Source organism: Haloarcula sp. H-hyl6 (genome assembly GCF_056934455.1).
In genome coordinates this window covers 305,294-331,890 of the sequence record NZ_JBRIIK010000001.1, presented here as the reverse complement: position 1 = coordinate 331,890, position 26,597 = coordinate 305,294, and the positions used below count along the sequence as shown (strand labels likewise).

General features: G+C 64.3%; 23 protein-coding genes and 1 tRNA gene. 12 read left to right on the top strand and 12 right to left on the bottom strand.

Annotated elements, in window-relative coordinates:
• Window positions 1-2 precede the first annotated feature (2 nt).
• Window positions 3-1,502, top strand: a complete 1,500-nt coding sequence (locus Hhyl6_RS01615; RefSeq protein ID WP_483737472.1) for a TrkH family potassium uptake protein — start codon at window positions 3-5, stop codon at window positions 1,500-1,502.
• Between the two features lie 39 nt (window positions 1,503-1,541).
• A complete protein-coding gene (locus Hhyl6_RS01610; RefSeq protein WP_483737471.1) occupies window positions 1,542-2,042 on the top strand; it encodes an acyltransferase in 501 nt (166 codons plus the stop codon).
• Here the strand turns inward: Hhyl6_RS01610 and Hhyl6_RS01605 are convergent.
• The 4 genes from Hhyl6_RS01605 to Hhyl6_RS01590 form a co-directional block, all read right to left on the bottom strand.
• Window positions 2,039-2,833: a mechanosensitive ion channel domain-containing protein gene (locus tag Hhyl6_RS01605; protein WP_483737470.1), complete on the bottom strand. Its 795-nt coding sequence runs from the start codon at window positions 2,831-2,833 to the stop codon at window positions 2,039-2,041. The two genes, Hhyl6_RS01610 and Hhyl6_RS01605, sit on opposite strands and share 4 nt — an antisense overlap.
• A gap of 2 nt (window positions 2,834-2,835) precedes the next feature.
• On the bottom strand, window positions 2,836-3,645 hold the full coding sequence (gene dacZ, locus Hhyl6_RS01600) for a diadenylate cyclase DacZ (protein WP_483737469.1): 810 nt from the start codon (window positions 3,643-3,645) through the stop codon (window positions 2,836-2,838).
• Window positions 3,646-3,742: 97 nt separating this feature from the next.
• The gene (locus Hhyl6_RS01595; protein ID WP_483737468.1) at window positions 3,743-5,035 is read right to left on the bottom strand and encodes a cobyrinic acid a,c-diamide synthase; all 1,293 of its coding nucleotides are present in this window, start codon (window positions 5,033-5,035) and stop codon (window positions 3,743-3,745) included.
• A gap of 16 nt (window positions 5,036-5,051) precedes the next feature.
• Window positions 5,052-6,083, bottom strand: a complete 1,032-nt coding sequence (locus Hhyl6_RS01590) for a nicotinate-nucleotide--dimethylbenzimidazole phosphoribosyltransferase (protein ID WP_483737467.1) — start codon at window positions 6,081-6,083, stop codon at window positions 5,052-5,054.
• 115 nt (window positions 6,084-6,198) lie between these two features.
• Between Hhyl6_RS01590 and Hhyl6_RS01585 the strand changes: the two genes are divergently transcribed.
• On the top strand, window positions 6,199-6,423 hold the full coding sequence (locus tag Hhyl6_RS01585; RefSeq protein WP_483737466.1) for a DUF7385 family protein: 225 nt from the start codon (window positions 6,199-6,201) through the stop codon (window positions 6,421-6,423).
• Window positions 6,424-6,751: 328 nt separating this feature from the next.
• Here Hhyl6_RS01585 and Hhyl6_RS01580 read toward each other — a convergent pair whose 3' ends face one another.
• On the bottom strand, window positions 6,752-10,651 hold the full coding sequence (locus Hhyl6_RS01580; protein ID WP_483737465.1) for an Eco57I restriction-modification methylase domain-containing protein: 3,900 nt from the start codon (window positions 10,649-10,651) through the stop codon (window positions 6,752-6,754).
• 1,718 nt (window positions 10,652-12,369) lie between these two features.
• Between Hhyl6_RS01580 and Hhyl6_RS01575 the strand changes: the two genes are divergently transcribed.
• The gene (locus Hhyl6_RS01575) at window positions 12,370-12,513 is read left to right on the top strand and encodes a hypothetical protein (protein ID WP_483737464.1); all 144 of its coding nucleotides are present in this window, start codon (window positions 12,370-12,372) and stop codon (window positions 12,511-12,513) included.
• A 34-nt stretch (window positions 12,514-12,547) separates the two neighbouring features.
• A complete protein-coding gene (locus tag Hhyl6_RS01570; protein WP_483737463.1) occupies window positions 12,548-12,847 on the top strand; it encodes a GIY-YIG nuclease family protein in 300 nt (99 codons plus the stop codon).
• Between the two features lie 90 nt (window positions 12,848-12,937).
• Here Hhyl6_RS01570 and Hhyl6_RS01565 read toward each other — a convergent pair whose 3' ends face one another.
• The gene (locus tag Hhyl6_RS01565; RefSeq protein ID WP_483737462.1) at window positions 12,938-14,098 is read right to left on the bottom strand and encodes a tyrosine-type recombinase/integrase; all 1,161 of its coding nucleotides are present in this window, start codon (window positions 14,096-14,098) and stop codon (window positions 12,938-12,940) included.
• A gap of 50 nt (window positions 14,099-14,148) precedes the next feature.
• Window positions 14,149-14,232 (bottom strand) — tRNA-Leu (locus Hhyl6_RS01560).
• Window positions 14,233-14,318: 86 nt separating this feature from the next.
• Here Hhyl6_RS01560 and Hhyl6_RS01555 point away from each other — a divergent pair.
• Window positions 14,319-14,627, top strand: coding sequence for a cyclin family protein (locus Hhyl6_RS01555; RefSeq protein WP_483737461.1), 309 nt, complete (start codon window positions 14,319-14,321; stop codon window positions 14,625-14,627).
• Window position 14,628: 1 nt separating this feature from the next.
• On the opposite strand, the gene Hhyl6_RS01550 is transcribed toward Hhyl6_RS01555, so the two are convergent.
• The 5 genes from Hhyl6_RS01550 to Hhyl6_RS01530 form a co-directional block, all read right to left on the bottom strand.
• Window positions 14,629-15,117, bottom strand: a complete 489-nt coding sequence (locus Hhyl6_RS01550; protein WP_483737460.1) for a phosphopantetheine adenylyltransferase — start codon at window positions 15,115-15,117, stop codon at window positions 14,629-14,631.
• Between the two features lie 86 nt (window positions 15,118-15,203).
• Complete coding sequence (locus Hhyl6_RS01545) at window positions 15,204-15,695, bottom strand: helix-turn-helix domain-containing protein (protein WP_483737459.1); 492 nt, start codon at window positions 15,693-15,695, stop codon at window positions 15,204-15,206.
• Between the two features lie 472 nt (window positions 15,696-16,167).
• Window positions 16,168-17,253: a glutamate--cysteine ligase gene (locus Hhyl6_RS01540; protein WP_483737458.1), complete on the bottom strand. Its 1,086-nt coding sequence runs from the start codon at window positions 17,251-17,253 to the stop codon at window positions 16,168-16,170.
• A gap of 56 nt (window positions 17,254-17,309) precedes the next feature.
• Entirely contained in the window at window positions 17,310-17,942 is a 633-nt protein-coding gene (locus Hhyl6_RS01535; protein ID WP_483737457.1) for a fibrillarin-like rRNA/tRNA 2'-O-methyltransferase, read from the bottom strand.
• Window positions 17,939-18,775: an NOP5/NOP56 family protein gene (locus tag Hhyl6_RS01530; RefSeq protein ID WP_483737456.1), complete on the bottom strand. Its 837-nt coding sequence runs from the start codon at window positions 18,773-18,775 to the stop codon at window positions 17,939-17,941. Before Hhyl6_RS01530 ends, Hhyl6_RS01535 begins: the two co-directional genes overlap by 4 nt.
• A gap of 164 nt (window positions 18,776-18,939) precedes the next feature.
• Between Hhyl6_RS01530 and Hhyl6_RS01525 the strand changes: the two genes are divergently transcribed.
• The 6 genes from Hhyl6_RS01525 (at window position 18,940) to Hhyl6_RS01500 (ending at window position 26,584) form a co-directional block, all read left to right on the top strand.
• Entirely contained in the window at window positions 18,940-19,365 is a 426-nt protein-coding gene (locus Hhyl6_RS01525) for an Hsp20/alpha crystallin family protein (protein ID WP_483737455.1), read from the top strand.
• 118 nt (window positions 19,366-19,483) lie between these two features.
• Window positions 19,484-21,460, top strand: a complete 1,977-nt coding sequence (locus Hhyl6_RS01520; RefSeq protein WP_483737454.1) for an AMP-dependent synthetase/ligase — start codon at window positions 19,484-19,486, stop codon at window positions 21,458-21,460.
• 88 nt (window positions 21,461-21,548) lie between these two features.
• Window positions 21,549-24,197, top strand: coding sequence for a PAS domain S-box protein (locus Hhyl6_RS01515; protein ID WP_483737453.1), 2,649 nt, complete (start codon window positions 21,549-21,551; stop codon window positions 24,195-24,197).
• Window positions 24,198-24,237: 40 nt separating this feature from the next.
• Complete coding sequence (locus tag Hhyl6_RS01510; RefSeq protein ID WP_483737452.1) at window positions 24,238-24,777, top strand: DUF1684 domain-containing protein; 540 nt, start codon at window positions 24,238-24,240, stop codon at window positions 24,775-24,777.
• Between the two features lie 55 nt (window positions 24,778-24,832).
• Window positions 24,833-25,666, top strand: coding sequence for a lysostaphin resistance A-like protein (locus Hhyl6_RS01505; RefSeq protein ID WP_483737451.1), 834 nt, complete (start codon window positions 24,833-24,835; stop codon window positions 25,664-25,666).
• Window positions 25,667-25,669: 3 nt separating this feature from the next.
• On the top strand, window positions 25,670-26,584 hold the full coding sequence (locus Hhyl6_RS01500) for a TIGR03571 family LLM class oxidoreductase (protein WP_483737450.1): 915 nt from the start codon (window positions 25,670-25,672) through the stop codon (window positions 26,582-26,584).
• Window positions 26,585-26,597: the final 13 nt, after the last annotated feature.

Sequence of the window (26,597 nt, the reverse complement as noted above, 5' to 3'; positions counted from 1 at the left end):
AGGTGGCGCTGACGAGCGTCGACGTTCGGTCCTCGATGAACGTCCTCGGGCGGATTCTCCAGTGGCTGGTCGTCCCGCTGGCGGTGCCGGCGCTCGTCGCACTCGTCTACGGCGAGTCGCCGGTCCCCTACCTCGTCGCCATCGGCGCGACGCTCGTGGTCGGCACGCTGCTCAAGCAGTTCGAACGGCACCGCATCCACGACCGCGAGGCGTTCCTCACCGTCTCGCTGGCGTGGCTGGGCATCGCCGTCGTCGGCGCCGTCCCCCTGTACGTCGAGGGAACCGGCGTGTTCGCCAGCCCGGTCAACGCGCTGTTCGAGGGGATGAGCGGTATCACGACGACGGGGGCGACGGTCATCAGGGACTTCGACGCCCACTCACAGGCCCTCCTGATGTGGCGGCAGGTACTCCAGTGGCTCGGCGGTCTCGGGGTGCTCCTGCTGGCGACGGCGGTGCTGTCGCGGCTCTCGGTCGCGGGCGCGCAGTTGATGGAGACCGAGACGCGGACGAAGGACGTCACGAAACTCACGCCCGGCATCGAGGACACGGCGAAGATACTGGCGCTCGTCTACCTCCTGTTGACCGCGGCGGCGTCGCTCGTCCTCATCGGGCTGAACGCCGTCGGTCTCGCCCCCGAGATGACCGTCTTCGACGCCGTCGCCCACGCGCTGACGGCCATCGCCACCGCCGGGTTCTCGCCGCGGGCCGAGAGCGTCGGCGCGTTCTCGCCGGCGGTCCAGTGGGCCGTCACCCTGTTCATGATAGTCGGTGCGACCAACTTCGTGTTGCTGTACGCGCTCGTCGGCGGTAACACCGGCAGACTCCGGCGGAGCGAGGAGTTCCGCTTCTACCTCGGTGTCCTCGGAGCGGGGACGCTACTCGTCGGAGGGCTGCTGGTCGTCGACCCTCGGTTCACGGCCGACCCCGAGACGACGCTCCGGCACGCGACGTTTCAGGTCGCCTCCATCGTGACGACGACGGGCTACGCCTCGACGGACTTCAACACGTGGTCGGCGGCCGCGAAGAACGTCCTGTTCGTGGCGATGTTCAGCGGCGGGATGGCCGGCTCTACGACCTGTTCCATCAAGACGCTCCGGTGGCTCATCGTCACGAAGTCGTTCTGGCGGGACCTGAACGTCTCGGCCCAGCCCCGGAGCGTCCGCCCCGTCAGAGTCGGGCGAGACGTCGTCAGCGAGGACACCATCCGGGACGTGTACGCCTACACGTTGGTCGCGCTGGTCATCTTCATCGTCGGGACCGTTCTGCTCGTCGCCGACGCCGAACGCGTGGGCGACCCTATCACCGAGTTCGAGGCGCTCAGCGCCGCGGCGTCGATGTTCTTCAACATCGGGCCGGCGTTCGGGCAGGCCGGCCCCTACGGCACGTACGACGGGTTCGCCCGGTCGAGCAAACTCCTGATGGTCCTGCTGATGTGGGTCGGCCGCATCGAGATTATCCCCGTGATGGTGCTCCTGACGCCGACGTTCTGGCGGCGGACCTGACCGCGTGGTTTGATTACCACCCGGACGTAACCGACGGGCGTGAGCGGCCCACGACACGACGACCTCGACCGCCATCCGACGCCCGGTCCCCGAAACTCCCTGTTCTCGTGGCCGAGCGCGAAACACCCCCTGCGGGTGGCGCTCAACTACGCCGTCGTCTGGATATGTAGAGTCTCTCCCAGCCTGCGGCTGAAGAACTGGCTGTTGCGCCGCCTCGGCACGACGGTCGGTACCGGCGTCGCGTGGGGACTGGAAGCCACGCCGGACGTGTTCTGGCCCGAACTCATCACGGTCGGGGACGACGCCATCGTCGGCTACGACGCGACCCTGCTGTGTCACGAGTTCCTACAGGACGAGTACCGGACGGGCGAAGTGGTCGTCGGCGAGCGAGCGATGATTGGCGCGGGCGCAATCGTCCTCCCGGGCGTCGAAATCGGCGCGGACGCGCAGGTGGCGGCGAACTCGCTGGTCACAGAAGACGTGCCGGCGGGGACCACCGTCGCCGGCGTCCCCGCCGAACCGATGGCTTCGGAGGACTAGTCCCTGACCCGGACGATTCCGGACTGCATGACCTGCTGGTTCGGGATGATGTGCTCTTTGCCCTCGCTCTCGACGTGCGTGACGAACATGTCCACCTCTTGGACGATGCCGCGTTGGTCGCCGATGATGACCTCGTCGCCGATGCTGTACGGTTCCGTCAGGAGCAGGTAGAGACCGGCCGCACTGGACGCGAGGAGGTCTTTCAGCGCCAACCCGGCGAGGAAGACCACTCCGAAGGCGTACGCCGCGAGCAAGATGAGCAGCGCCATCGTGTCGACGCTCAACTGGCCCAGCGCGATGAGGATGGCCAGATAGAAGATGCTGTACTTGACGAGTTCCGGCAGGACCGTCGCCTCGGGGAGTTTCACGCTCCGCAACCGCTCGGAGACGACGAGTCGCGCCTTGTCGCCGGCGATGAGGCCGATGATGATGGCGAAGACGGCGATGAACAGGTCGGGCAGGAACGCGGTGAAGCGCGTCCAGTACGCCTCGGGGTTGACGAGTTGAGCGATGTTCAGCGCCACCGTGATGGCGATGACGTAGACGAACAGCGCCGCGAGGTTCGAGACGATGCCCACCGTCGAGGTGCCCAGACTCCGGGCGGTGCGCTCGAACGGCGTCCCCTCAACCGTCTCCGGGACGCCCAGTTCGCGCATGAACTCTCTGGAGGCCCGCCAGACGAGGAAGCCGACCAGTACGCCGAGTCCGAGCACCAACAGGGAGACGACGAAGGTTCCCTCCGGCGAGAACAGCGTCCGGATGAGGTCCGGCCACTCGAATCCGAACTGCATCGTCAGTACTCCTCTGGGTCGATTTCGAGGACGAGTTCCCCGCCTTTGAACGCGCGAACGAGTCCGTCGCTCTCCGAGAGGACGATGGCCGTCGCGTTCGTGTCACGGGTGATGGCCCCGCCGGCCATGTGCCGGGCCCCGAGGCCCTTCGGGATGTCCACGCCCTCGGCGGACGGTTCCAGATAGCGGTACGCCGAGACTATCTTCCCGGCGTCGGAGATGACGAACGCGCCGTCCAGCCGCGAGAACTCCTTCAGCATCACGTTGACGATGGGGTCGCCGACGTGGACGTGGGACTTCTCGAAGGGGTTGTACGAGAGCGGCCGGGACTTGTTCATCACCTTGCCGGCGTCGCCGACGACGAACAGTGCGCCGACGGGTTTGCCCTTCTGGCCTTTCTTCCCGAGTTCGACGGCCACCTCGAAGACGTCGCGGACGACGCCGGGTTCGGCGCGAGAGTTGACGAACAGGTCGTAGACGCCCGACGGCGAGAAGTCGGCGGTCTCGATGCGGGCGATGGTGTTGGCCGTTCCGCCCATGAAGCCGCTCACACAGACGACTTCGTCGCCCTCCTCGACAAACTCCCTGTCGAGGGCGCCCTCGATGCCGAAGCGGATACGCCCCTCTAAGTCCGTGAAGTCGATGGGGAGTTCGACGAAGGTCTCCGCCTCGACGGCGTTCTCCGGGCCGACGACGACCACCGTCTCCTCGGTGTCTGTGAACCGCTCGAAGTCCGCCGTACTCGGAGAGAAGAGGAACACCGCGTCGGCGTCTGCGACCACATCTTCCAGTAGGTCGCGCAACTCGTTCATTGTACGTATCACTATTGTAGACAGGAAAAAAGTTTGTGGGCAGTCAGCCGTTCGTCCGCCGCTCGGCAGACGGGTTCGCAACCCCACCGAAACCTACTCAACTTGATAGTAGCCGGTCGAACGCCCCGCTCGCGGCGTGTGCGTGACAGTACGTCACGACGGTCCGGTACTCTGTGAGGCCGTCGTGGTCGCCGTCGATGCCGTCGCCCCGGACCACGTCGAAAGCGAACCGGGCGTCGGAATCGACGGTGGCCGAGGAGTAGTGAAACTCGTGGCCCCTCCGGCGGGTTCCCGCCGCCGCGACCGTCGAGTCCCGCGAAGCCGTCAGTTCGACGTGGTCCAGCGCCTGATACCGGTCACGCATCTCGACCGTCGCCGGCAACACGCCCGCCATCTCGTGGGTGTCGCCATCGGCGGTCGTCAGCGACTCCGAGAGGGCCATCAGGCCGCCGCACTCGCCGTAGACCGGCAGGCCGTCGGCCGCCCGCGCCGCCAGTCCGTCGAGCGTCTCCGAGTCGGCGAGGGCCGCCGCGTGGAGTTCCGGGTAGCCGCCGGGCAGGTACACCGCGTCGGCGTCGGGGACGGCGTCAGCCGCCAGCGGCGAGAACGTCGTCACCGTCCCCCGCTCACGCAATCGCTCGACGGTGCTCGGGTAGACGAAACAGAACGCGGCGTCCCGTGCCACGGCCACGGTGGCGTCCGTCTCGTTCACGTCGGTAGGGGCGACGCGCGGCGGTTCCCGTGCGACGTCCGCCAGTCCGTCGGCGTCGATGGACTCCGCGGCGGCCGCCAGCGCGGTGTCGTCCAGTGCGGCCTCGTCCCCCATCTGGAGGCCGAGGTGACGGTCCGGGATTTCGAGGTCCGGCGTCGGCGGAACCCGACCGAGATACCGCAGTTCTTCGGGTATCGCGTCGCGGATGCCCTCCGCGTGGCGCCCGCCGTGGGCGCGTTGCGCGAGGACGCCGACCACGTCGATGTCGCGGCCCACGCGCTGTGCGTACTGCTGGAACCCGAGCGCCGTCGCACCGACGCTCTCCATCCCGGCCTCGGCGTCCACCACGAGGACGACGGGCAGGTCGAGCGCCTCGGCGACGCTGGCCGTCGAGGCCTTCGTCCCGTCGTAGAGACCCATCATCCCCTCGACGACGCAGACGTCGCCCTCGCCCCGCCAGTAGGTCCGCAGCGTCCCGTCCTCGCCGGCCAGCCACGGGTCCAGCGAGCGCGAGGGCTTGCCGACGAGCGCCTCGTGGTGGCTCGGGTCGATGAAGTCCGGGCCGGCCTTCGCGGGTTGGGGGTCGTAGCCCGCTGACTCCAGCGCCGAGAGCGTCGCCAGCGTCGCCACCGTCTTCCCCACGTTCGAGGCCGTTCCTGCGAGGACGACGCCCTTCACGGCTCCACCTCCGAACTCACGGCGCGCCTCCGACGGCGGCTTCGTCCACCAAGTCGTCGTAGACGGCGGCGAACCGCTCGCGCACGTCGGCCATGGGAACGCCGGCCCGGTCCGCCAGCGCCAGCGCCCCGCCCATCCCGACGCCCTCCTTGGCCTCGCCCGCGACGAACCGCTCCATCGCCACGTGGTCGGCCGACGCGAACCCGGGGTCGGTCACGGTCAGGTCGAGGTCAAGTCGGACCGCGCTCTCCCGGAGGTTCGCCGTCTCGTCGTCGTCGACGTAGGCCGTCGTCGCCAGTCCCAGTCGCCCCTCGTAGCCGCCGTGACGGACCAGCGCCGCGGCGGCGAGTTGCTGTGTCCCGCCGGCCAGCGTCACCGCCGTATCGGACTCCACGGCCCCGGCCGCCAGCCCCGCAACCGTCGCCAGCACCGGGTCGCCCATCCGCCGGACGGCCCGCTTGGGTTGGTCGGCGGCGTCGCCGGGGTCCAGCGAACTCGCCGCCAAGCCCGCTTCGACGGCCCGCTCTTTCTGCTCGATTGGGTTCTCGGGGAGCGACGAGGAGACCATCGCGTCCTCGCCCAGCGCCCGCAACACACCCAACGCCGTCGTCGTGCCGCCGGGAACCGTCTCCGCCAGCCACAGTTCGTCGGCCGGGAGTTTCCGCCCGAACTGCCGGGCCGCCTCGAAAGCGCCGTGTGCCGTCGGCACCGGGTCCTGTTCGGCGATGTCCCGACCCGCTCCGGCGCCGACGGTCACCGTCGGTGCGGCCGTCGGCTCTGCCAAACCCCCGTCGACGACGGCCACGTCGAATCCCAGTACCTCGCGCACCGCGCGGGTGACCAACGCCGGGGTCGGACACCCACTGGGGCTCACGGGGACCGTTTCCGTCCGCACGGGCCGGCCGTAGGTGAGCAGTTCCGCGTCGGCCGCCGGCGTCGTCGTCATCAGGTCCGGGTCCGCTCCGGCCGCGCTGATACCGTCTCTCTCCGCCGTCGCCGTCGTCCCCGCGACGAGGACGAACCGAGTTCCGTCGGGCGAGCGTTCCATACTCGCTTGGAGTTGTGCAAGCCCACTTTATCCCTCCGGTGCGGTCTGTGCGCACTCGCTCGGACGGCCTTCGTCTGGGCGCATGATTTAAGCGACGGGGGCCGTCACTCGGGGTATGGAGGACTTCGACGAACTCATTTCGTCGCTGACGCCCCGCGAGGACAACGAAGCCATCAAGTCGTACCAGAACACGACGGCCGTCGCCTGCCCGGCCTGTGAGAAGCCGTTCGACGACATGGTCGTCTGCAAACAGGAGTTCACGTCGCTCAACCTCGACTTCGAGATGGACCTCTGTACGACCATCGACGACGGTCGCGTGGTGCTGTTCACGCACAAGTAAGGTCGGACTCGGACTGACTACGCAGACACTTCTCACGAGTCGGTCGCGGAGAAGTGCGCGGGACCGGATTTGAACCGGCGGACCCCTACGGGATAGCGTCCTAAGCACCAGACGCGGCTACGCCGCGTCTCGGGCCGCTACCACCAATTTCCACTTCGACAACACCCGATTAAACGGCAATCAATATAAGCACTTCTACGGGGTAGCGCCAGTCGCTGTTTCCAAACACACTACTTTATCACTCGCTTGCCAACCCATCCGTTGTAGCAGGCGATACCTTCCTGACCGGACCTCACCTTGAACATTCATCCGGGGAGGCCGGGAGGAGTCAGAAGACTTCTAAATACTCCTCAATGACTTCCTGCTCCTGCCCGGTGAGGTTGAACAGGTCGTAGACTGCATCGTCAATATCGGCTTCAAGTTCTTCGATGTCCACCTGCTCTACCTGCTCGCGGTCCTCGTCACGTCGGGCAAGCAGTTCTTCAACACCGTCGTCACTTCGAGGAATTGGGATAGTCGTCTCCTCACCGCTCTTGACGTTTCGACCGTCCACAGCCACCCGCACGTAATCTGCTCGGGCTTTCCGTGCCTCTCGGTCGTCGGAGTACATCGCGGCGTCGCTGATGGTGTCCGAACGTCCGGCTTGCACGGTGAAATCTCCCTCAACGTCGCCTTGCACTTCGGCACTCACCGGATAGCGACGGGTCTGCCACTCGTAGGTGATATAATCGAGTTCGCCATCGTAGTCGCCGAGATATGCCTCGGGGAATCGGTCAGCCCTGTTTTCTGTTTGTAAGGTCGAAAGAATCGTATCTACGGAATCTTCTATCCGCGCAAACTCCCCATCACTTCCACCAACCATACACGGAACTGGGGTGAGATACTGATTGAGATACTCGTAGAATCCGCCCGCTTTGACTGCCGAGATGTGCTTGAAGTAGAAATCCAACACATTTGAGTTGAGTTGAGCCGTCATTTCCTTAGCCAAGTCGGCCCGCTCATCGTCGAGAAGAACAGAATAAGGCGTAGTGAAATACCACGTGCCCTCGGTATCGGACATGTAAGTTGCCTTGTCAGCAATCTTTGACAGAATTAATTTTGGCCTTTCAAACCTTTCTAAATTCTGCGGTCGGCTGTATTCATACCATTTCTTGTTGCCCAGACTTGAACGGGTACTAAGTTCCTCTCGATGAGCGTCAAAGTAGTTCATCGTAAGTGGAAGTTCGGCAGATAGTGTGTCCTCCTCGATGGGTTCGGCATTTAGTTCCCCGTCCTCCGTTCCCTCCATACGGTAGGGATGGACAATGTGGAGTCCACCCCATGTTACTTGCCAGCGCTCTACCTCCTTACCATCAATAAAGGGTCTAAGTACATCTGTTTCAATTTCGTACTCTTGCTCACTACCAGTAGGCAAGATAGTAACAGTATCACCAGAGTCGCTGGCAGCCACCATCTCAGCATCAAGTACGTCTACGATGTAGACTCCCTTTTTCCCAGTCATGATGCCCTGAAACACCGCTTCAGTCACGTCATCTACTATGTGGTCGGACTCCGATTCAATCTTCTTGAACACCTCCCACTCAGATTCGGGCATGACTGGCCATCTATCCGTGGATAGTCGTGACTGAGGATAGTCAAAGATGTCTACATATTCATCGGTGTATCCGGGGTTGTCGTATTCTGTCCGGATTGTCTCAACGATTTGTTCATCCAGTTCCCTGCCGCTATCTTCATCTATGTTTGATTTCACCCGTCCACATCGCACAGTATTACTGGAACGGGCTTCTTCGTCGTCCTCGGTTTGGAGAACGGTAATTACTGGATAGTTCGTCGCATCTTTGAAAACCCCCGAATCTCGGAAGTCTTGAATCTGCTCAACAACCGTATTTTCTTGAATCAGTTTACGAACGCCTTCACCGTAGTTGGCGACCATGAACTGATTCGGAGTGATGAATCCTAACCGGTCTCCCTCACCAAGCCACTCTAAGCCACGGTCGAAGAAGGGACAGTACAGGTCATACTGGTCCGTAGTAGAGTCAGGATACAACGTGTCCAACATCTCCTTTTGCTCGTCAGGGATGTTCTGGCTGCTCACATACGGCGGATTTCCGACGACGTAATCGTACTCCATGTAATTCTTGACAACGAGAGCCAACACCGTGTCCTCGAACATTTTGAACAGCCGCCCGTCATTGTGTTCATCCTTCAAGTAGCGGACGTTCTCCAGCATGTCGTCCACGTAGGGCGTGAAGAACTCTTCGACGCCGGAGTAGTCTTGGTCGGTATAGTTGTTGATGTTCTCCTCAAGCCCGCTCTGGTACGTCCAGTCGAAGGCCCCACCGACTTCCTCGGCGTAGGCCATGTGGTCTTTGACCGTGTCCAGCACGCCCTGTAGTGCCGCGAAGTATTCGCCGAAATTGCTCACCCCTGTCTCCAACTGAATCGTGTCAAACAGCGGCATCCGGACGCGGCGAACGAGGAACCCGTCCTCCGCCTCCGGAACTTCATCCTCGTCTACTTCGACTGGGAGCGGAACGGGAATCCGAACGTCCTGCTCGTCCTCGGTCATCGCGTCGAAGGTCATCTGCCGACTACCATCCTCGCCGATGTCCGCCCCGGTGAGTTCACGCTCGTTGCGTAGGGTGTCGGTGCGGTAGATGGGAAGGCGGCGAATCGTGAAACCCGGATTCATCTCCTTCGCCTTCCGGTACGCGGGGAGAATCGCCACCACAAAGCGGATTTGCGCCATCAGTACGGCGAAAGGGTGGATGTCGAGGCCGACAACACGCGGGCGGGTACAGAGGTCTCGAAGGTGGTCCTCCCAGTCGGGACTGTCTTCGTAGCGTTCCACGTCGCCGATGTACCGCCGGACGGCCTCGACGAGAAACGTCCCAGAGCCGCATGCGGGGTCGATGAGCCGTTGGTTCGAGACGCCGCGCTCGTAGCCGACGCCGTCCATGATGTAGTCGATGACCGGCTGTGGCGTGTAGAACTCCCCGAGCGCTTTGCGGGTCTCCGGGTCGAAGTACCGTTGGTAGAGGTCGCCGAGCAGGTCACCCTGAACGTCCGAGAAGTCGAATCGAAGGACATTGAAGAAGACCTCGGCGACGGCGCGGCTGAATCGGTCACGGGTGGCTTCACTAATGCGCTCAACGGACCCCGTACCTTCGGCGACTTCTCTGAACTGGCTCGCTCCGGTTTCGTGCCCTCGGGCCAGTTGCTCCGCGTAGCCGTCAGTCCACCACACGAAGATGTCGTCTTGGAACAGGCCCTCAACCAACTGGTCCTGCATGTCGTCGATGAGGTTGTCGGCGGCGACGGGGAAGGCGTCGAGATTGATGGTCTGGTTGAAGCCCTGAAGTCCTCGGAAGTAGTCGTCCATCCCGTTGTAGCCCGTTCCCGCGAAGAAGTCGTGGTCTTCGGTTGCCTTCGCCAGCAGGAGCCGGGCAAGGAGTGCGTGGCCGCTCTCCAGACAGAACATAAAGTCCCGGAGCGACTGATTGCCGTCGATGAACGGCTCCCACGAGTCGGGAACCTCGTCCGGCTCGTCGGCGTACGTCGCTTCCCAGAAGTCGTATGCTCCCTTTACAAACTTGGCCTCCCGGTCGTCGCGCAGTTCGTGGAGCAGGTCCATCATCCCGGTGACGAGGTCGGCGAACGGGCTGTCTTCTTCGAGTCGGAAGGTGTCGAAGAAGTGTTCCTGCCCAAGTTCGGCCTGCTGGTCGAGCGGGATGGGGTCGAGGCTTCCGAGGAACTGATTCACGTCCTCGGGGTCGGTGAGGTCGAACTCGCGTTTCTGGAGAGCGCTAAACAGGTCTCGCGCGTCGCTGTCGGAAACGGAACCGAGCGAAACGACGAGTATGGGCCTTGACTGGCTCTGACTGTACAAGCGGAGTTCCTCGCCGTTCGTCAGTACTCCGTACTCCGCCCGGAGGTTGTCCATGTAGTGGAACAACTGGTCCTCGTTGGGCGGGAGGTCGCGGTCGGTCGTCTTGAACTCGTAGACCGCCGTGACGGCTTCGTTGGTGTCCAGCGTGATATAGTCCGGACGGCGGTCGTCGGGAAGGGTGAACTCACTTCGAATGTCTGTCCCGGTCCCCTCGTACCCCAGAGCAGTATAGAATCCTGTTTCGAGGAACAAATTTTCGACATCTCGCTCACTCATTTCCCCATCGGTCCGTGTCCCGATGGAATCGAGAGAGTCGAAGAACTCAGTCGGACTCGGCATGTATCTGCTTCTTTACTACCGATTGATAAACGTTGACTAAACGGACTGCTTTTGCCACGAATGCCACTTTCATCATCGAGTCTCTATCCGAGGAGGTCGCCGCGGGGGTCCCGAAGCTACCTTGGATTCCATACGGCTCTCGGGCGAGTTCCCGCTTTGTCTGTGAACCCTACATCTGGTTGGGGCCGATGTCCATGGCTTCCGCTGAACTATCTGAAAAGAATAATACTTTGAGTTTTGTTATATTTGGCCAAGTCGCCGGCATTTACTGTGTACCATGCGAGGTGCTGACAGTCGTTTCTCTCAGGAGGGTGCAGAGGGTGTCGCGGCCGGAAGCCAATGGGGGACTATAGGGGGGTGTAACACTACGTGGTAACTACTCGATGGGTATCAACCCGAGGAGGACTCCCACTCAGACTCGTACAGTTGAGCTGTGGACCCCGTGTTGTAGCTCTCGGAAGACTACGCGTAGCAGTCTTCGGGGGGTCCACGGGTTATAACGAGCTACAGCACGGTAGAGTGAACGTGTAACCACCGTTCTGAGGGGACACTCTTAGGGTTTCTAACGAGACCGAGCAGACTGGGGGAACTGCCGACCTGCCACGTTCCTCTCACAGGCACCAGAAGGGGCGCTGTGCCGTTCCGGTGAGGGGGTGAATGGGATTGGTCGTTTTGACACCCGGAAGGCCGTAGGGAGCGGCACCGGGGCGGAGAATGAACCATATATAAAGAGCGAGCAACAAGCGAGATTCGACCGTAGTGGATGAAAGTATTATTCAAGACTGGTGTTTCTGTGAGATACAAATAAATCTTACATATCTTGGGCGGGTGGGGTTGGCACACCATCGGGGCCCATTGGCCCGCGTTATGGTAAGTCCGACTCCGTTTATTGGCCGAATTTTCCCAGATTTTGGGGTAAGTCGCTCCCCCGATGATGGCGACTACGGGGAATAGTAATCCCGACCGTGTGGACGATGCACAGAAGCTGATTCGCGGAGTGGGGTCAGCCGTTAGATGCAGCCTGTATTCATTGAGGGGAACCCCTCCCCCACCCCTATATAAACCATTTACCTTTCATAGTAGTGAGGACGAGGACGTAGGTGATGACGAAGGGGCGGCTCTCCGACAGGTAAGATTCATTGGTCTTGCTTCGAGGAGGGTCGTAACCTTAGGACGGCGCTCGGGTCAAAAGCTCGGGCTGAGATTTGGTTAGCTTCCGACCGCTCCGGCCTTGGCCGGAGGAACAGGGGGCTAAGGCCAATCGTCCGTTTGCAGGTGAGTCGTGTCTACTGGGTGCGACTCAAGCGCCTCTGCCGTGGGGTGGTGGGCGGCCTTGCACGGAGAGCAATCTGAGTCGCACCTCAGGGCGCTCAACGACGTGCAAGCGACGCTGGCGTACTCTACGCTGGTTTCCAACGCGGGACAGACAGCCCTTTGGACACAGCCCGAGGCAACGCGCAAGCAACCGAGGACGATACCCCTACTGTTGAGGGGAGAGTCCAGATGTACCCCTCGGGGTACACCCCAGTAGCAACCCGGAAGTACCGAGAGTGAATCGAAGAATTCCCACCGAGTTCAGACCCGGGGAGGCCCGCATGGTGGACATCGCGGTCGTCTGCGCGTTCGTTCTCATTGCGCAGAACCTACCCGCGCTGTGACAAGCGCGAAGAAGCACGTTCTACCGCGTTCACATCGGCGGCCTCCCCGGATTTCGACCCATGACTAACGAACACCAGATATTCATCGACGTACCGGACGGCGAACAGTACCGAGAACTCCAGCGAATCAAGCAACAGCACGGACTCACTTGGAGGGGTCTCCTCCTACAAGGCGCTCAGCGCATCGACAGCAATCTGTCGTAGTTCATTCCAGAGATATGACAATACTGACAAAACCATGAGAGGAATCTACGTCCTGAAGCTTGCCGATGACAACTACTACGTCGGCAGTTCGGGGGACATCAAGCGGCGAATCTCATCTCACATGAACGGGAGGGGAAGTGCTTGGACCAAGCTTCACCCCCCGGTTGAAGTGGTCGAAAAAATGGAAGTCAACGACCCCGAGAAACGCAAGAAGTTCGAGAGGTATCGGACGCTCCACCTGATGAAGCAGGTCGGCTGGCAACGAGTGAGGGGAGGTGGGTGGACTCAGCGGAAGCTCTCTAAGCCGAGACCGCTCCGACGAGCCTCTGCCTAACACAGCGTTTGGGGCGGGGGTTACAGCTACTCGCGGCACAAAATGTTGATTTTTCGATATTCAAGATGTAGTCTGTGGTGGCCTCCTCGGTTATCCCATCTTATCGAGTGCGTCTCGTCTGTCTTCGACGGGCACTTGGTCGTATTTCATAGTCGTCATCGGATTCTTGTGGCGGAGTTGAGCCTTCGCGGCGGCAAGGTCTCGCTCTTTGGTCATGTAGGTCCCGACGGAGTGACGAATAGTGTACCAGCTCATCTTTCGATTGGCAGTCTCGATACCGGCTCGGTCACAAAGCCGATGAAGGAGTCGGCGGAGGCTCTTTGAACCGTAGGGGTTCCCGTGGCTCGTCAACCAGAGGCTATCGGACCCATCGTAGCGTTCGTAGTGTTCCCTCTCCTCCAACCATCGAGAGAGAGCCGAGGCCGTTCGGTCGGTCAGGCTGACAGTCCAGTTGCCCTCGTTCTTCGAGGATTCGTCTTTGGGGATTCTGAGGATGCCGTTTTTGGTGTCTACCCAGTCCACCCTTGCGTTTCGGACTTCGTTGGGCCTTAGTCCAGCGTCGAGGCTGGTCCATACGAGCGAGGTGATTTCCCATCCGTTTACTTCGTCCCAGTCACCTCGCGTCACGTCTTCGTACTTCTTCCCCAGCGCATTCGAGATGTAGAGCTTCCACCCCCTTCGCTCGTTCGCGGTGAGAGAGTCGTAGGCTGGGATGTTCCCCTCGTTGAGTGCTGCTTGTCGGATAGCGTGGCGCTCCTCGCGCGTCAGAAAGTCCTGTGGTTGGTGGTTGCCGCCGGACCCATCAAATGAATACTCGAACTCCCAGAGGTCTCGACCTCGCTCGTGATGGAGCCACTTCGAGAAGTGCTGGAGTCCTTCCTGAGCTTTGCCCTTCGCGGTTTGGCTTTTGTCGGAGATAGCGAGGTAGTCCATGTATGCGGCGGCGTCCTCGGATTCGGGCGGATATTTGTACTCTCCTTTCTGTTGCCAAAGCCACAGGTCGAACCTCGCGGTTCGATACGCTGTGGAGAAAACCGTGTACGGCGAGTACCCCTCGGCCTTTTCCGGATTCTTCCCGATTTTAATTAGCCATGACAGGAATTTCACTCGACCGTCTTTGTAGTCTACGAGTTGTTTCTCAGTTAGCTCGCCGTCGTGCGATTTCGGTACTACTGGTATGGCTCTCTCGGTGTCGATTTCCCCGTTGGTGAAAGAGGGATAGCGCGAGAGCATGATTGGCAGGTCTTCCATTGTTGGTTTCCTGCCGAAGCGAAAATCGGGGTACGGCGTGGGGTTGAGAGTGCGCGGGACCGGATTTGAACCGGCGGACCCCTACGGGATAGCGTCCTAAGCGCTACGCCTTTTCCTGGCTCGGCAACCCGCGCGCAGTCGTTCGTTTCTGCGAGGTAATCAAGAACCCTTCGCTTGCCGGCGACGAAGATTTAGGTGGGTTCGGGCGCAACCACGGTCCATGTATCGCGCCAGCGACCGGGTCGAACAGAACGAGTGGCTGTCGGAGATAGAGACGGCCGCGGAGACGCTGGACCTCGGGACGCAGGCGCGGTCCCACGCCGTCGACCTGTTCCTCTCGACGCTCCCGGACGAGGACCGCTCGAAGCGAGCGACGATGGCGGCGAGCGTCTACGTCGGCGCGCTGGTCGCGGGCGAGGAGCGGTCACAGACGGCCGTCGCCGACGCCACCGACGTCTCTCGGTTGACAGTCCAACAGCGGTGGAAGGACCTGCTTGAGAGCGCGGGACTGGAAGCCCCCGACTGGTAGGCTACGTCGGTTGCCCGCGGCCGTCGCGCTCCGGCGTCAGATTGCCGTGTTCGTCGATTTCGCCCTTGACGATGCGCGTCGAGGAGATGATGTCGCCGTCGTCGGCGTGGACGTGCGGGACGACTTCGATTTCGAGGGGGTCGTGGCCGCGCTCCCGCCGAATCTCGTTGATTCGCTTACCGCCCGTCTCCGTCTCGGGTGAGACGACGAGGACGTCGAACTGCGCTTCGGTGGCGATGCCGGTCGGTTCCGAGAGTTTCCGGATCTCCCACTCACGGTCGTACTGCGTCGCCAGCGACGAGAGTTCGTCCGCGAGGTCGGCCCGCCGGTCTGCGAACGAGCGAACGTGTCGCTGGTCGTGCCGAGTCTTCGGTGCGAGGTCGTCACTGGTGAGTCCGACCGTCACGTCGCCGAGTTCGAACGCGCGCTCGAACAGCGCGCGGTGTCCGTCGTGGATGGGGTCGAACGTCCCGCCCAGTGCGACCTTCATATCCCGGGCAACGGCACCACCTGATTTAGTGGTGTCGTCTTCAGCACCCTTCGAGAGAGCGTCACACCCCCACGCACAGTCGCTCGCTACTCTTCGGTCTCGTCGTCGGCGTCCTCGACGGAGATGGTGACCGGTTCGTCGTCCGACGACGCGTCGCCCGTCTCACCGAGGTGGGCGTCCAAGTTGAACACGGTGTTGAGCTCTGACTGGATGTCGCCGACGACGGTATTGACGAGTTCGCTCGGCGGGATGGCGCTGTACTCGTAGGGGTTGTTCCCGGCGCCGTCGCTCTCGCGCTTCGAGCGCGTGACCGTCCCCTCCTCGTGGAGCGCCGCGAGCGCCTCCCGGACCGTGCTCGGGTAGAGTCCGGTCGCCTCCGAAATTTCGTCGCTCGTGCTCTCGGGGTTCTGTCGCAGGCTGACGTAGATGCGGGCGCGCGTCTCCGTGTCCAGCAGCCACGCCAGCAGGTCCACGATGCCCTCGTCGAACTGTTCGACCGCACGGTCGGCCTCCTGTTCGATTCGTTCGCGCACGTCCCCGGTCTCTTCCGCGTCGTCGTGTGGGTCGTCTGCAGACATGCGTTGTCTCTGTGAGGACGAAAGTGATTGCCGGATAAAAAGGTTGGCTCGGGGGGTCAGAGCGGGTTCGGCCGTCGGGACCGTCCGGGGATGTCCACCGACCAATTCACTAGAAAACACTAGCCAACTGAAACGTGCATGACCAGTGAGCGTTTCTGCCGATATTGGCCGGTAGAACTTAAACGACTCCGAAATCCGGTTCCTGCTATCGTCACTGAGACCGACCCACTACTATTTTACTACAGTAATCAATAGGGTACATCGTCGCACGGCACGACCGAGTAACCGTTACTGACGGTGGACGGCGAAGGATGTTCCGGGGCCCGGTGGGGGCCGCCGGGCGTTACTGCTGTGGGACTGAGACACGACCCTTTCCCGGGGACGGGATGTCAGATCGGTGTGGGGACACCGGGGGTTCTGGTGGTATCCAGAGCCGTTTCGCACCGATGCCCTCCGGGTATCGGTACTCGTTTCAGGCGTAATCGAGCGACAGCGACTCGCAGAGCGCTTGGACGCCCTCTTCCCGCCGAATCCGTCGCTGCCGTTCCGCACCGCTCTCCCGGTCGAACAGCGTCAGGAGACCGTCGACGCCCAGTCTGTCGCACTCGCGGACGACGATGTCCTCGACCGGGACCGTCTCGCTGGCGTCGCGGCTGAGCAGTTCCGTCGACCGTCCGTGCCGGATGGCTCGCCACTTGTTCTCGTCGAGTAACTCGCGCCGGAGACCGGTCCCGGACTCGCCGTCCTCGTAGCGGGCGGCGAGGTCGTCAACGAGGGCGTGGACGTACTCCACGAACGCGAGCACGACGTCGGGGTCGGCCTGCCCGTCCGGCGCGCGGACCTCGACGGTCCCGTGTCCGGAGTGTGGACGGACGTCGAACCAGAGTTCACCCCTGTCGTCGATGCTCCCGCTCTCGACCATCCGTCGCTCGTAGCGGTCGAACGCCGCGTAGTCCTCGAACGCCGTCGGCATGCCCGTGTTGGGTAGCGCCTCGAAAATCTTCGCGCGCGCCGACTGGAGGCCGGTGTCGAACCCGTTCCAGTACGGGGAGTTCGCCGACAGCGCCAGCAGGAGAGGCATGTACCAGCGGAGTTCGTTCGCCACCCAGACGGCCTTATCGGGGTCGTCGACCCCGACGTGGACGTGGAAGCCCGCCGTCGTGTTCCGGTGCTGTGGATACTGAATGCGGTCGAGTTGGGCACGGTAGCGCGGCTTCTCGGCGTGTTCGAGTTCCCGCCACTTCGCCAGCGGGTGCAGGCCGGCGGCGGCGATTCCGAACCCGTGTCGCTCCGCGTGGTCGGCGAGCGCGGACCGCACGGCGAGCAGTTGCTCTCGGGCGGCGCTCGGGTCCGTTATGAGCGGCGTCTGCGTCTCGATGACGCACTTGAACAGTTCGTGGTCGAGGCGTCCGTCCAGCAGTTCCGGGGGGTCTGCCCCGTAGACGAGTTCGTCCGTCCCGGACGTGGGGCGACCGTACTCGTCGACGACGTAGAACTCCTCTTCGATACCCAACGTACCCATCCGGGTGAAGTTCTCGTGAGACCCCGTTTCATCCATCGACTGGTGCATGGCAACCGATGTGCTAAAGCCTTCTGTCCGGGGACGGTGACCACTCACTTCCGCCGGGGTCGAGCAACCACGCCGAGGTGGTCGTCGTGGTACGGTTCGAGCCGTTGGGTCTCCAACACCTCGTAGGCCGACTCGATGTCCCCGAGGACGTCCTCGAAGACGTCGTCTGGGTCGGCGGTCACGTCCTCGCTCCGGGCCTTGATGGCGGCCAGGAGATAGCCGTCGTCGCGGAGGAACCGCCCGTTGAGGTCTGCGACGCGTCCCTGTCCGCGGGTCGCCACGTCCTGCACGACCACGTCGACCGGTTCGACGACGTGCGCGTACGTCTCGGGTTTCCGGGCGTCCTTCAGGAGGGGAAAGAGGTTGGGCCGCCGTTCGGCTACGTCGAGCAAGTCTCGCGCTGGGCGCGGGGCGAACTCGACGGCGTAGGTCGGACCGCCGAAGTCGGCGACGTGGCTCACCGTCGTCCCCGCGGCGGCCCCGAGGTACAGCGTGGTCTGGTCGGCGGAGAGGCCGGTGTCCATGCCGAGTTCGAGCATCGCGCCGAGTTTCGAGCGATGAGGGTCCCAGCGACGCCACTCGCCGTCGGTCCGTTCGCCGTACTCCGGGTGGCCCCGCGTGGCGATGCTCGTCGTCCCGTCGAAGTCGTGACGCTCGACGCCGTCGGGGACGGTCACTCCTCGTCACCCCCGCGCGAGCGGATGCGCTCGATGCGCTCGTCCAGTTCGCGTTCCAGGTCCGGCCGCAGGTCGCCGCTGTAGTGGTCCACCCGCGCGGCGATGCTCAACTTCCCGGCCAGCGCCCGGGCGGCAGACCCGCGCTCCTCCCGACGCGTCCCGCTGACGTACTCGTGGGTGAAGATGATGCCGTGCTTGGGCGAGGGCGCGCCGCCGCGCAGGTGCGCGAACAAGGCGTCCTCCGCGCCGAGCACTTGCACGGTGCCGCTGGGTTGCTTCGCGAGGGCTTCGAGGCCTCCGGCCAGCGAGACGAGTCGGGCCGCGAGCACCGGGCCCGCGAGCGCCGAGAGGTTCGGTGCGACGGCGGGCGCGGTCCGCTCTACGTACGCCCGCAGGTCCTCGGCCTCGTCGGCGAGTCCGGCGGTTCGCTCGGCGAGCGACCGGAGGGCGGCGTCGCCCTCGTCCGTCGCGTCGCGCGCTGCCAGTTCGCGGGCGAACTCGACGCCGGTCCCGCTCTCGCCGTATCGGCTTCCCGCCCACTCCGCGACCCGCTCGGCGAGTTCGTTGGCGGTCCGCTCGCAGTCGGCCATCGCCCGAATCGCGTGGACGAGTTGTTGGTCGTCGGCCGTCTCTCGCTCGTGGACGGCGGCCCGCGTCGCAGCCACCGTCGCCGCGTGCAACCGGTCGTAGTACTCCTCCTCGTCGGCCGCGAACCCGGCATCGACGGCCTGCTGAGGCCACGCCTCGGGCGCGTCGGCCCGGCCGGTCCTGATGCGGTCGGCCGCGGCCGACTCGTCTTCGGGGTCGAGTCCGACGAACCACCCGTCTGTCATACTCCCCGGTGCGCACCCGACGCGAAAAAGCCCCGCGGTTGGGGAGCCAGCCGACGGGTCGACGTCAGATGCGCCGATACGTGACCGTACAGGAGCGCTACTGGCCGTCTGCTATCACGTGTCCATACTCCTTTATCATCTCGCTCGGCGTATAAGGAGGTGTTATGAGAGGACGACGATACCCCTTCGACAGCATGGAACGACTGTTCGACCAGATGCGAAGCGAGATGACGACACCGTGGCGCGACACCTCGTTCGGTGACGTCTCGTTCGGCGACGAACGCGGCTGGGACGCCGGCATCTCCATCGAGGAGACGGACGACGGCTTCGTGGTCCTCGCCGACCTCCCCGGGTTCGAGCGCGACGAACTCTCGCTCCGCCTCCGCGACGACGAACTCCACCTCAGCGGCGAACACGAGGTGGGCGACGGCATGGGCTACCGGAGCCGGACCGTGACCGAGTCCATCACCCTCCCGGCCCACGTGGACCCCGAAGACGCCACCGCGACGTACCGCAACGGCGTCCTCGAAGTCCGGTTCACCGTCGACGAGGACGAGGACGTCACCGGGTCCGACATCCACATCGAGTGATTCGTCCCGCCGAATCTGGTTGCGTCGGGTGCGGTGGTCCTTGCTGGGAAAACTTTTGCAAACAGGTCACCTGTGAACTTCCCTGATATATTTGTCCACGCCTTCCGAACGGAGGGCCATGGCAGGGACACCGAGTTGGCGTGACGCAGAGGCATCCTACACCGACGAGGTGATTGGCGACGATACGCTGGGGGAACTGTTCGCCGCGAGCGCAGAGCGCAACGCCGACACCACGGCGCAACTGTACAAGGGCGGGGTCTACGACCGGTCGTTGACGGACGACGCGTTACCCGCGGCGCCCCCCGGGGAGTACGCGAGCATCACCTACCGGGAGATGCACGACCTCGTGAAACACCTCGCGGCGGGGTTCCGCGACCTCGGCGTCGACGACGACACGCGGGTGGGCCTGTTCTCGAACACCCGCATGGAGTGGGCACTCACAGACTTCGCGCTCCTCTCTGCCGGGGGCGTCGTCACGACGGTGTACACCGAGTCTTCGCCCAAGCAGGTCCGCTACCTGCTCGACGACCCCGGTGCAGAGGCCGTCGTCGTCGAGAACGAGGAACTGCTCCAGCGGGTACTCGAAGTCGAGGACGACCTCTCGCTCGAGTTCATCGTGGTCGTCGACGACCACGACGTGGAGCGTGAGAACGTCTACTCGCTCGACGAGGTCCACCGACGCGGCGAGGCGGCGTTCGACGAGGAGACCTACCGCTCGTGGCTGGCCGACCGCGACCCGAACGACCTCGCCAGCCTCATCTACACGTCGGGGACCACGGGCCAACCGAAGGGCGTCCGACTGACACACCGGAACTTCCGGGCCAACGTCAACCAGACGCGGAAGCGCCTCGCGCCCCGGCCCGACAAGCATCCCGACCTGCCCGTCGTCACGCCCGAGACGACCTCTATCGCGTTCCTGCCGCTGGCGCACGTCTTCGAGCGACTGGCCGGCCACTTCTTCATGTTCGGGTCCGGCGCGGCCGTCGGCTACGTCGAACACCCGGATACGCTGGCCGACGACATACAGCAGATTCGACCGAACACGGGTGCGAGCGTCCCCCGGGTCTACGAGCGCATCTTCGCCAACATGCGGGAACAGGCCAGCGAATCGGCGGCGAAGAACCGCATCTTCGAGTGGGCCATCGACGTCGCCCGCGACTACGCGCGAGCCGACGACCCCGGGACGGTCCTCGAACTCAAACACGGACTGGCAGACCGCCTCGTCTACAGCACCGTCAAGGAGAAACTGGGCGGCAACGTCGAGTTCATGGTGAGCGGCGGCGGGAGCCTCTCGAAGGAACTCTGCGAGACGTTCCTCGGCATGGGGCTGACCATCGTCGAGGGGTACGGCCTCACCGAGACGTCGCCGGTCATCACGGTCAACCCACCGGAAGACGTCCGCCCGGGGACGCTCGGCGTGCCCGTCCACGAGGTCGACGTCCGCCTCGATACGGACGTGGTGGACGACGAGGAGTTCGACGACGTGACCGGCCCCCTCGGCGAACTCCTCGTGGTCGGGCCGAACGTCACCGACGGGTACTGGGAGGAACCCGGTGCCACCGAGCGGTCGTTCACCGAAGTCGACGGCAAGCGGTGGTTCCGAACCGGCGACATCGTCGAACAGACCCCCGACGACTTCCTCGTCTATCACGACCGCCTGAAGGAACTGCTGGTGCTCTCGACCGGGAAGAACGTCGCACCACAGCCGATAGAGGACCTGTTCTCGACCAGCGACCGGGTCGAACAGATAATGGCGGTCGGCGACGACCAGAAGTTCGTCGGCGCACTCATCGTCCCCAACTTCGAGGAACTGGAGCGGTGGGCCGACAGGGAAGGGGTCGACCTCCCCGACGACGACTACGCCCGGTGTGCAGACGACCGGGTCCGCGAGTGGATGCAGGCGGCCGTCGACGAGACGAACGAGGAACTGGAGAAGATTGAGCGAATCAAGCAGTTCGAACTCGTCCCCAAGGAGTGGACGGCAGAGAACGACCTGCTCACCCCGTCGATGAAGAAAAAGCGGCGCAACATCCGCGGGGAGTTCGAACAGAAACTCCGCGACATCTACGGCGACGACTACAACCCGAAGAACTGAGGGGCGCTGTGCGAGGCCGCGGCCCGTGGCTTTCCGATTTGATAACGGGCCCCTCGCGTTGAAGTGGTTGGTCGGCGAATATATCCCAATGCCCGCCGGTGATATCCACGTTCTCCACGTCGACGACGACCCGGCCATCACCGACCTCGCCGCGACGATGCTGGAACGCGAGGACGGAATCCGCGTCTCGGCGACCAACGACCCGGAGGCCGCCCTCGACCGGTTCGACGCCGACGAGTTCGACTGCGTCGTCAGCGACTACGAGATGCCGCGGGTCGACGGGTTGGAACTGTACGACCGCCTGTCCCCGCAGTTCGACCACGCCGACTTCCCGTTCATCCTCTTTACCGGTCGCGGCAGCGAGTCCGTCGCGGCCGACGCGCTCAACGCCGGCGTCACCGGCTACCTCCAGAAGGGCGGTCCCGAGCAGTACGACCTGCTCGCCAATCGCATCCGAAACGCGACCAAGCAGTACCACGCACAGGTGAAAGCCGACCGCTACGAGACGGTCATCGACGCGCTCGCCTACCCGGTGTACGTCGTCGACGAGACGGGGACCTTCCGCTTCGTCAACGAACCGTTCGCCCGGATGACCGGGTACGAACGGGAAGAGATTATGGGTCGGCCAACCTCGTTCGTCAAACCCGAGTCTACCGTCGAGCGCGCGGAGGCGGAACTCGGCCGCCTGCTGTCGAGCGAAGGCCCGGAGACGACGCGGTTCCGCGCCACGATAGAGACGGCGGACGGGGGGGTGGTCGAGTGCCGCGACCATATGGGCGTCTTGCCGTACGAGGGCGAGTCGTTCCGCGGGTCCGTGGGTATCCTGCGGCGGCTGGACGACGACACGCCGGTCACCGACGGGGGACAGACGGGCGGCACCGGCTACGCGTCCGAGCGGTTCTCGGCGGACGGACTGTTACAGGCCGTCGCCGACCCGGTGTTCGCCGTCGACGATGACGGCGAGTTCGTCTTCGTCAACGAGGGACTGTGCGAACTGACCGGGAGCGACGCCGCGGACATCGTCGGCCGTCACTTCTCGGACCTGACAGCACCCACGGACGCCGACGACGCCTGCGACGCGTTCGCCCGGTTCGTCGAAACCGACGGGAACGACCCCCTCTCCTACGAGAAGCGGTTGCTCGCCGAGGACGGTAGTGTACCGGTCGAGGGACGACTCCGCGCCGTACCCGGACAGGAACCGGTGTACGTCGGCGTCGTCCGCGACGTCAGCGACTGCCGCCGCGCCGTCGACCGGTACCGTGCGCTGTTCGACAACCTCCCGGACCCCACCGTCGTCACCGACTTCGAGGACGGCGAACCCCGCATTCGACGGGCCAACGCCGCCTTCGAGGCGGTGTTCGGCTACGACGCCGAGGAGGCCGTCGGGCAATCTGTCAACGACCTCCTCGTCCCGGCGGACCGGGCGGACGGTGCGGCCGAAATCGACCGGGCGGTCCTGAACGGGGAGCGCGTCTCCCGGGAAGTCCGGCGCGAGACGGCCGACGGGGACCACCGGGACTTCCTGTTCCGGAACGTCCCAATCGAACACGCGGACGGCGAGATGCTCGCCTACGGCGTCTACACGGACATCACCGAGCGGACGACCTACGAGGAACGGTTGACGGCGCTCCACGAGACGGCTCGACGGTTGATGACCGCCGAGTCCACCGACGAGGTGCTGGACATCGGACTGTCGGCGGCCCGCGACATCCTCGGGCACGACATCAACGCCATCCACCTCTACGACGAGGAGAGCGGCGGCCTCGTCCCCGCCGCGACCACGGAGTGCACCGACGAACTGTTCGAGGCGGTCCCGACGTTCACCGAGGGCGACGGCATCGCGTGGCAGGCGTTCGAGCGGGGCGAACCAATCGTCAACGCGGACGTCCGTGAGGACCCGAACGTCCTGAACGAGGAGACTCCAATCCGGTCGGAGATGGTGTTGCCCCTCGGGGACCGGGGCATCCTGCTCCCGGCCTCCACGTCGGTCGACGAGTTCGACGACGCGGACGTCTCGCTGGGGAGCGTCCTCGCGGCGAACATCCAGTCGGCGCTCAAGCAGGTCGAACGCGAGCAGACGCTCCGAGAGCGCGAGCAGGCGCTCGCTCGCCAGAACGAGCGGTTGGACGAGTTCGCCTCCATCGTCTCGCACGACCTCAGGACGCCGCTCGACCTCGCGGCGGTCCACCTCGAACTGGCGAGGGAGGGAGACGGTCCGGTGGACGAGGCCCATCTGGACCGCGTCTCGGCCGCCCACGAGCGAATGTCCGACCTCGTGAGCGACGTCCTCACGTGGGCGCGAGAAGGCGTGACCGTCGAGGAGACGACGCCCGTGTCGCTACCGACCCTCGTCTCCGAGTGCTGGATGGAGTTACAGCACGACGGCGCGGACATCACCGTGACCACCGACCGGACGGTCGAGGCCGACCGTGACCGTCTCCGGCGCGTGTTCGCGAACCTCCTCGGCAACGCCCTCTCGCACGCGGGCGACCGACCGAGCGTCGCCGTCGGTGACCTCGAGGACCGGTCGGGAATCTACGTCGCCGACGACGGCCCGGGCATCCCCGAAGACGAGCGCGACGAGGTGTTCACCTCCGGGTACACCCACTCGGAGGACGGCAACGGGTTCGGTCTGGCAATCGTCGAGCAGATAGTCGAGGCCCACGGCTGGGAGATTCGGGTGACCGAGAGCGAGGCGGGCGGCGCGCGGTTCGAGATTACCGGCGTGGAGTCGTGAGGACCGCCGGACTCAAACTGCTCGACCCGGTACTGGACGTATGACCGACGACTGGGCCGCACGCCTCCGTCAGAACCGGGCCGAGAAAGACGACTTCTTCGCCGAGCACCCGCAGTCACCTATCCCGCCGGAAGAGCGGGACGACTTCGACGGACTGGCGTACTTCGACCCGGACCCGGACTACCGCGTGGCGGCGACGGTGACGCCACACGACGACCCCGACCCCGTCGAGATGGATACCACCGACGGCCGGACTGTGCGGTACCTCCGAGTCGTCACCTTCGCCTTCGAGTTGGACGGGGAGACCTACGAACTCGCGGGGTACAGACAGGCCGGCGACGACCCGGAGGCGCTGTTCGTCCCGTTCCGGGACAAGACCAGCGGCCAGCAGACCTACGAGCGCGGCCGCTACATGGAACTCGAAGTCGACGGCGAACTGACCGACGGCGACACCGTCACGCTCGATTTCAACCTCGCGTACGCGCCCTTCTGCGCGTACAGCGACACCTTCTCCTGTCCGCTCCCACCGGAGGAGAACTGGCTCGAGACGACCGTCGAGGCCGGTGAACGGGCGCGCTGACGCGTCGGTGCCCGCGGAGCGAACTGTTTTCAGGCTGTCGACGCTACGTCCCCGCATGGCAACAGTGACCCGCGAACGGCCGATCCTCCAGTCGGCCCTCGCGATAGTCGCCGCCCTCGGCCTCGGCGCCGGCGGACTCCTCCTCGGGTTCGTCCTCACCTTGCTGGTGGGCGGCCTCCTCGTCGTCGGCGTCGGGCTCGAGATTTCGCCCACCCTGAGTATCGTCCTCGGTCTGGTGTTCGTCCAGGGAATCGGCTGTGCGGGCGTCGCCTTCACCTACCTCAAACTGCGTCCGAGCGTCGCCCCTCGCGTCCGCTCGCTCCTCGGACTCTCCGGGCAGTCCCGGGTGTTCGACATTCCGGCGTCGGTACCGGACCTGCGTGACGCCCTGACCATCGGCCTCGGGTACGTCACCGCACTCGGCGGGGCCGTCGTCGGGTCCGTCATCCTCTCGCAGTTGCAGGTCGACACCGGGACGAATCAGGCCGCCGAAATCGGCCTCCAGAACCCCGGGACCCTGCTTCTCCTGATTCCGGCGTCCGTCCTCCTCATCGGCCCCGGCGAGGAACTGCTGTTCCGCGGCGTCGTGCAGGGCCGCATCCGCGAGGTGTTCAGTCCGGTGCCCGGCGTCCTCATCCCGAGCGTCGTGTTCGCGGGTCTCCACTGGTTCGCACTCAGCGGCGGGTCGCCGCTGGGCAACCTCGCGGCGCTGGGCGTTCTGGTAGTCCCCGCCCTCGTCTTCGGCGTCAGCTACGAGTACACGGACAACATCGTGGTCCCGGCGCTCATCCACGGCGTCTACAACGCGACGCTGTTCACCGCGCTGTACGCCACCATCGTCTACAGCGACCAGTTGCCCCAGCAGGCGCTACTGGTCTCCTTCGCCTGACCCATGGGGCGGTTCAACGCCGGCTACGACCGCCTGTTCGGGAGCGACGACCTCACGGTCGGCGTCGGCTTCCCGCTGACCGACGCCAGCGAGTCCCGCCCGGACGCCGAGGCGGAGATGCGACTGGCGGCCCACGCCGAGTCGCTGGGGTTCGACGCGCTCTGGGCGCGGGACGTGCCCCTGTACTGGCCCCGCTTCGGCGACGCGGGCCAGACGTTCGACACGTGGCCGTGGCTCAGTCACGCCGCCGCGAACACCGACGAGGTGGCCCTCGGAACGGCCAGCGTCGTCCTGCCACTCAGACACCCGCTCCACGTCGCCAAGAGCGCCGCGACGGTCGACCGACTCTCCGACGGCCGACTCGTGATGGGCGTCGCCACCGGCGACCGGGACCCGGAGTACCCGGCGTTCGACGTCGACGCGGAGGGCCGTGGTGCGAGATTCCGCGAGGCCGTGGACACGCTTCGCACGGTCTGGCGCGAGGAGTTCCCCGCTATCGACGGTGAGTGGGGGTCGCTCGACGGTGCCCTCGACGTCGTGCCGAAACCGACGGGCGAGACGATACCGCTCCTCCCGACGGGTAACGCTCGTCAGTCCGTCGAGTGGATAGCCGAGCACGGCGACGGGTGGCTGTTCTACCACCTCCCGGAGGAGACGCTGGGGTCGTACCTAGCGGACTGGCGAGACGCCGCGGGTGCGAAACCCTACGCGATGGTGGTCCGGACCCACCTCGAGGACGACCCGACGGCCGACCCGGACCCGGTGCATCAGGGCTACCGCGCCGGGAGCGAGTGGTTCGCCGAGTACTTCCAGGAGTTGGACACGATGGGCGTCGACCACGTCGTCGTCTCGACGCCGGGCGAAGACCCCGAACGCGAACTCACTCGCCTCGCCGAGGACGTCTTCGCGCAGGTCTGAGGCGGCCGCGCCG

Coding starts and splice junctions, on each gene's coding strand:
- Hhyl6_RS01605 (WP_483737470.1), bottom strand. CDS start 2,833: ATGCAGTTCGGATTCGAGTGGCCGGACCTCATCCGGACGCTGTTCTCG.
- dacZ (WP_483737469.1), bottom strand. CDS start 3,645: ATGAACGAGTTGCGCGACCTACTGGAAGATGTGGTCGCAGACGCCGAC.
- Hhyl6_RS01590 (WP_483737467.1), bottom strand. CDS start 6,083: ATGGAACGCTCGCCCGACGGAACTCGGTTCGTCCTCGTCGCGGGGACG.
- Hhyl6_RS01585 (WP_483737466.1), top strand. CDS start 6,199: ATGGAGGACTTCGACGAACTCATTTCGTCGCTGACGCCCCGCGAGGAC.
- Hhyl6_RS01580 (WP_483737465.1), bottom strand. CDS start 10,651: ATGCCGAGTCCGACTGAGTTCTTCGACTCTCTCGATTCCATCGGGACA.
- Hhyl6_RS01575 (WP_483737464.1), top strand. CDS start 12,370: ATGACTAACGAACACCAGATATTCATCGACGTACCGGACGGCGAACAG.
- Hhyl6_RS01570 (WP_483737463.1), top strand. CDS start 12,548: ATGAGAGGAATCTACGTCCTGAAGCTTGCCGATGACAACTACTACGTC.
- Hhyl6_RS01565 (WP_483737462.1), bottom strand. CDS start 14,098: ATGGAAGACCTGCCAATCATGCTCTCGCGCTATCCCTCTTTCACCAAC.
- Hhyl6_RS01555 (WP_483737461.1), top strand. CDS start 14,319: ATGTATCGCGCCAGCGACCGGGTCGAACAGAACGAGTGGCTGTCGGAG.
- Hhyl6_RS01550 (WP_483737460.1), bottom strand. CDS start 15,117: ATGAAGGTCGCACTGGGCGGGACGTTCGACCCCATCCACGACGGACAC.
- Hhyl6_RS01545 (WP_483737459.1), bottom strand. CDS start 15,695: ATGTCTGCAGACGACCCACACGACGACGCGGAAGAGACCGGGGACGTG.
- Hhyl6_RS01540 (WP_483737458.1), bottom strand. CDS start 17,253: ATGGATGAAACGGGGTCTCACGAGAACTTCACCCGGATGGGTACGTTG.
- Hhyl6_RS01530 (WP_483737456.1), bottom strand. CDS start 18,775: ATGACAGACGGGTGGTTCGTCGGACTCGACCCCGAAGACGAGTCGGCC.
- Hhyl6_RS01525 (WP_483737455.1), top strand. CDS start 18,940: ATGAGAGGACGACGATACCCCTTCGACAGCATGGAACGACTGTTCGAC.
- Hhyl6_RS01520 (WP_483737454.1), top strand. CDS start 19,484: ATGGCAGGGACACCGAGTTGGCGTGACGCAGAGGCATCCTACACCGAC.
- Hhyl6_RS01515 (WP_483737453.1), top strand. CDS start 21,549: ATGCCCGCCGGTGATATCCACGTTCTCCACGTCGACGACGACCCGGCC.
- Hhyl6_RS01510 (WP_483737452.1), top strand. CDS start 24,238: ATGACCGACGACTGGGCCGCACGCCTCCGTCAGAACCGGGCCGAGAAA.
- Hhyl6_RS01505 (WP_483737451.1), top strand. CDS start 24,833: ATGGCAACAGTGACCCGCGAACGGCCGATCCTCCAGTCGGCCCTCGCG.
- Hhyl6_RS01500 (WP_483737450.1), top strand. CDS start 25,670: ATGGGGCGGTTCAACGCCGGCTACGACCGCCTGTTCGGGAGCGACGAC.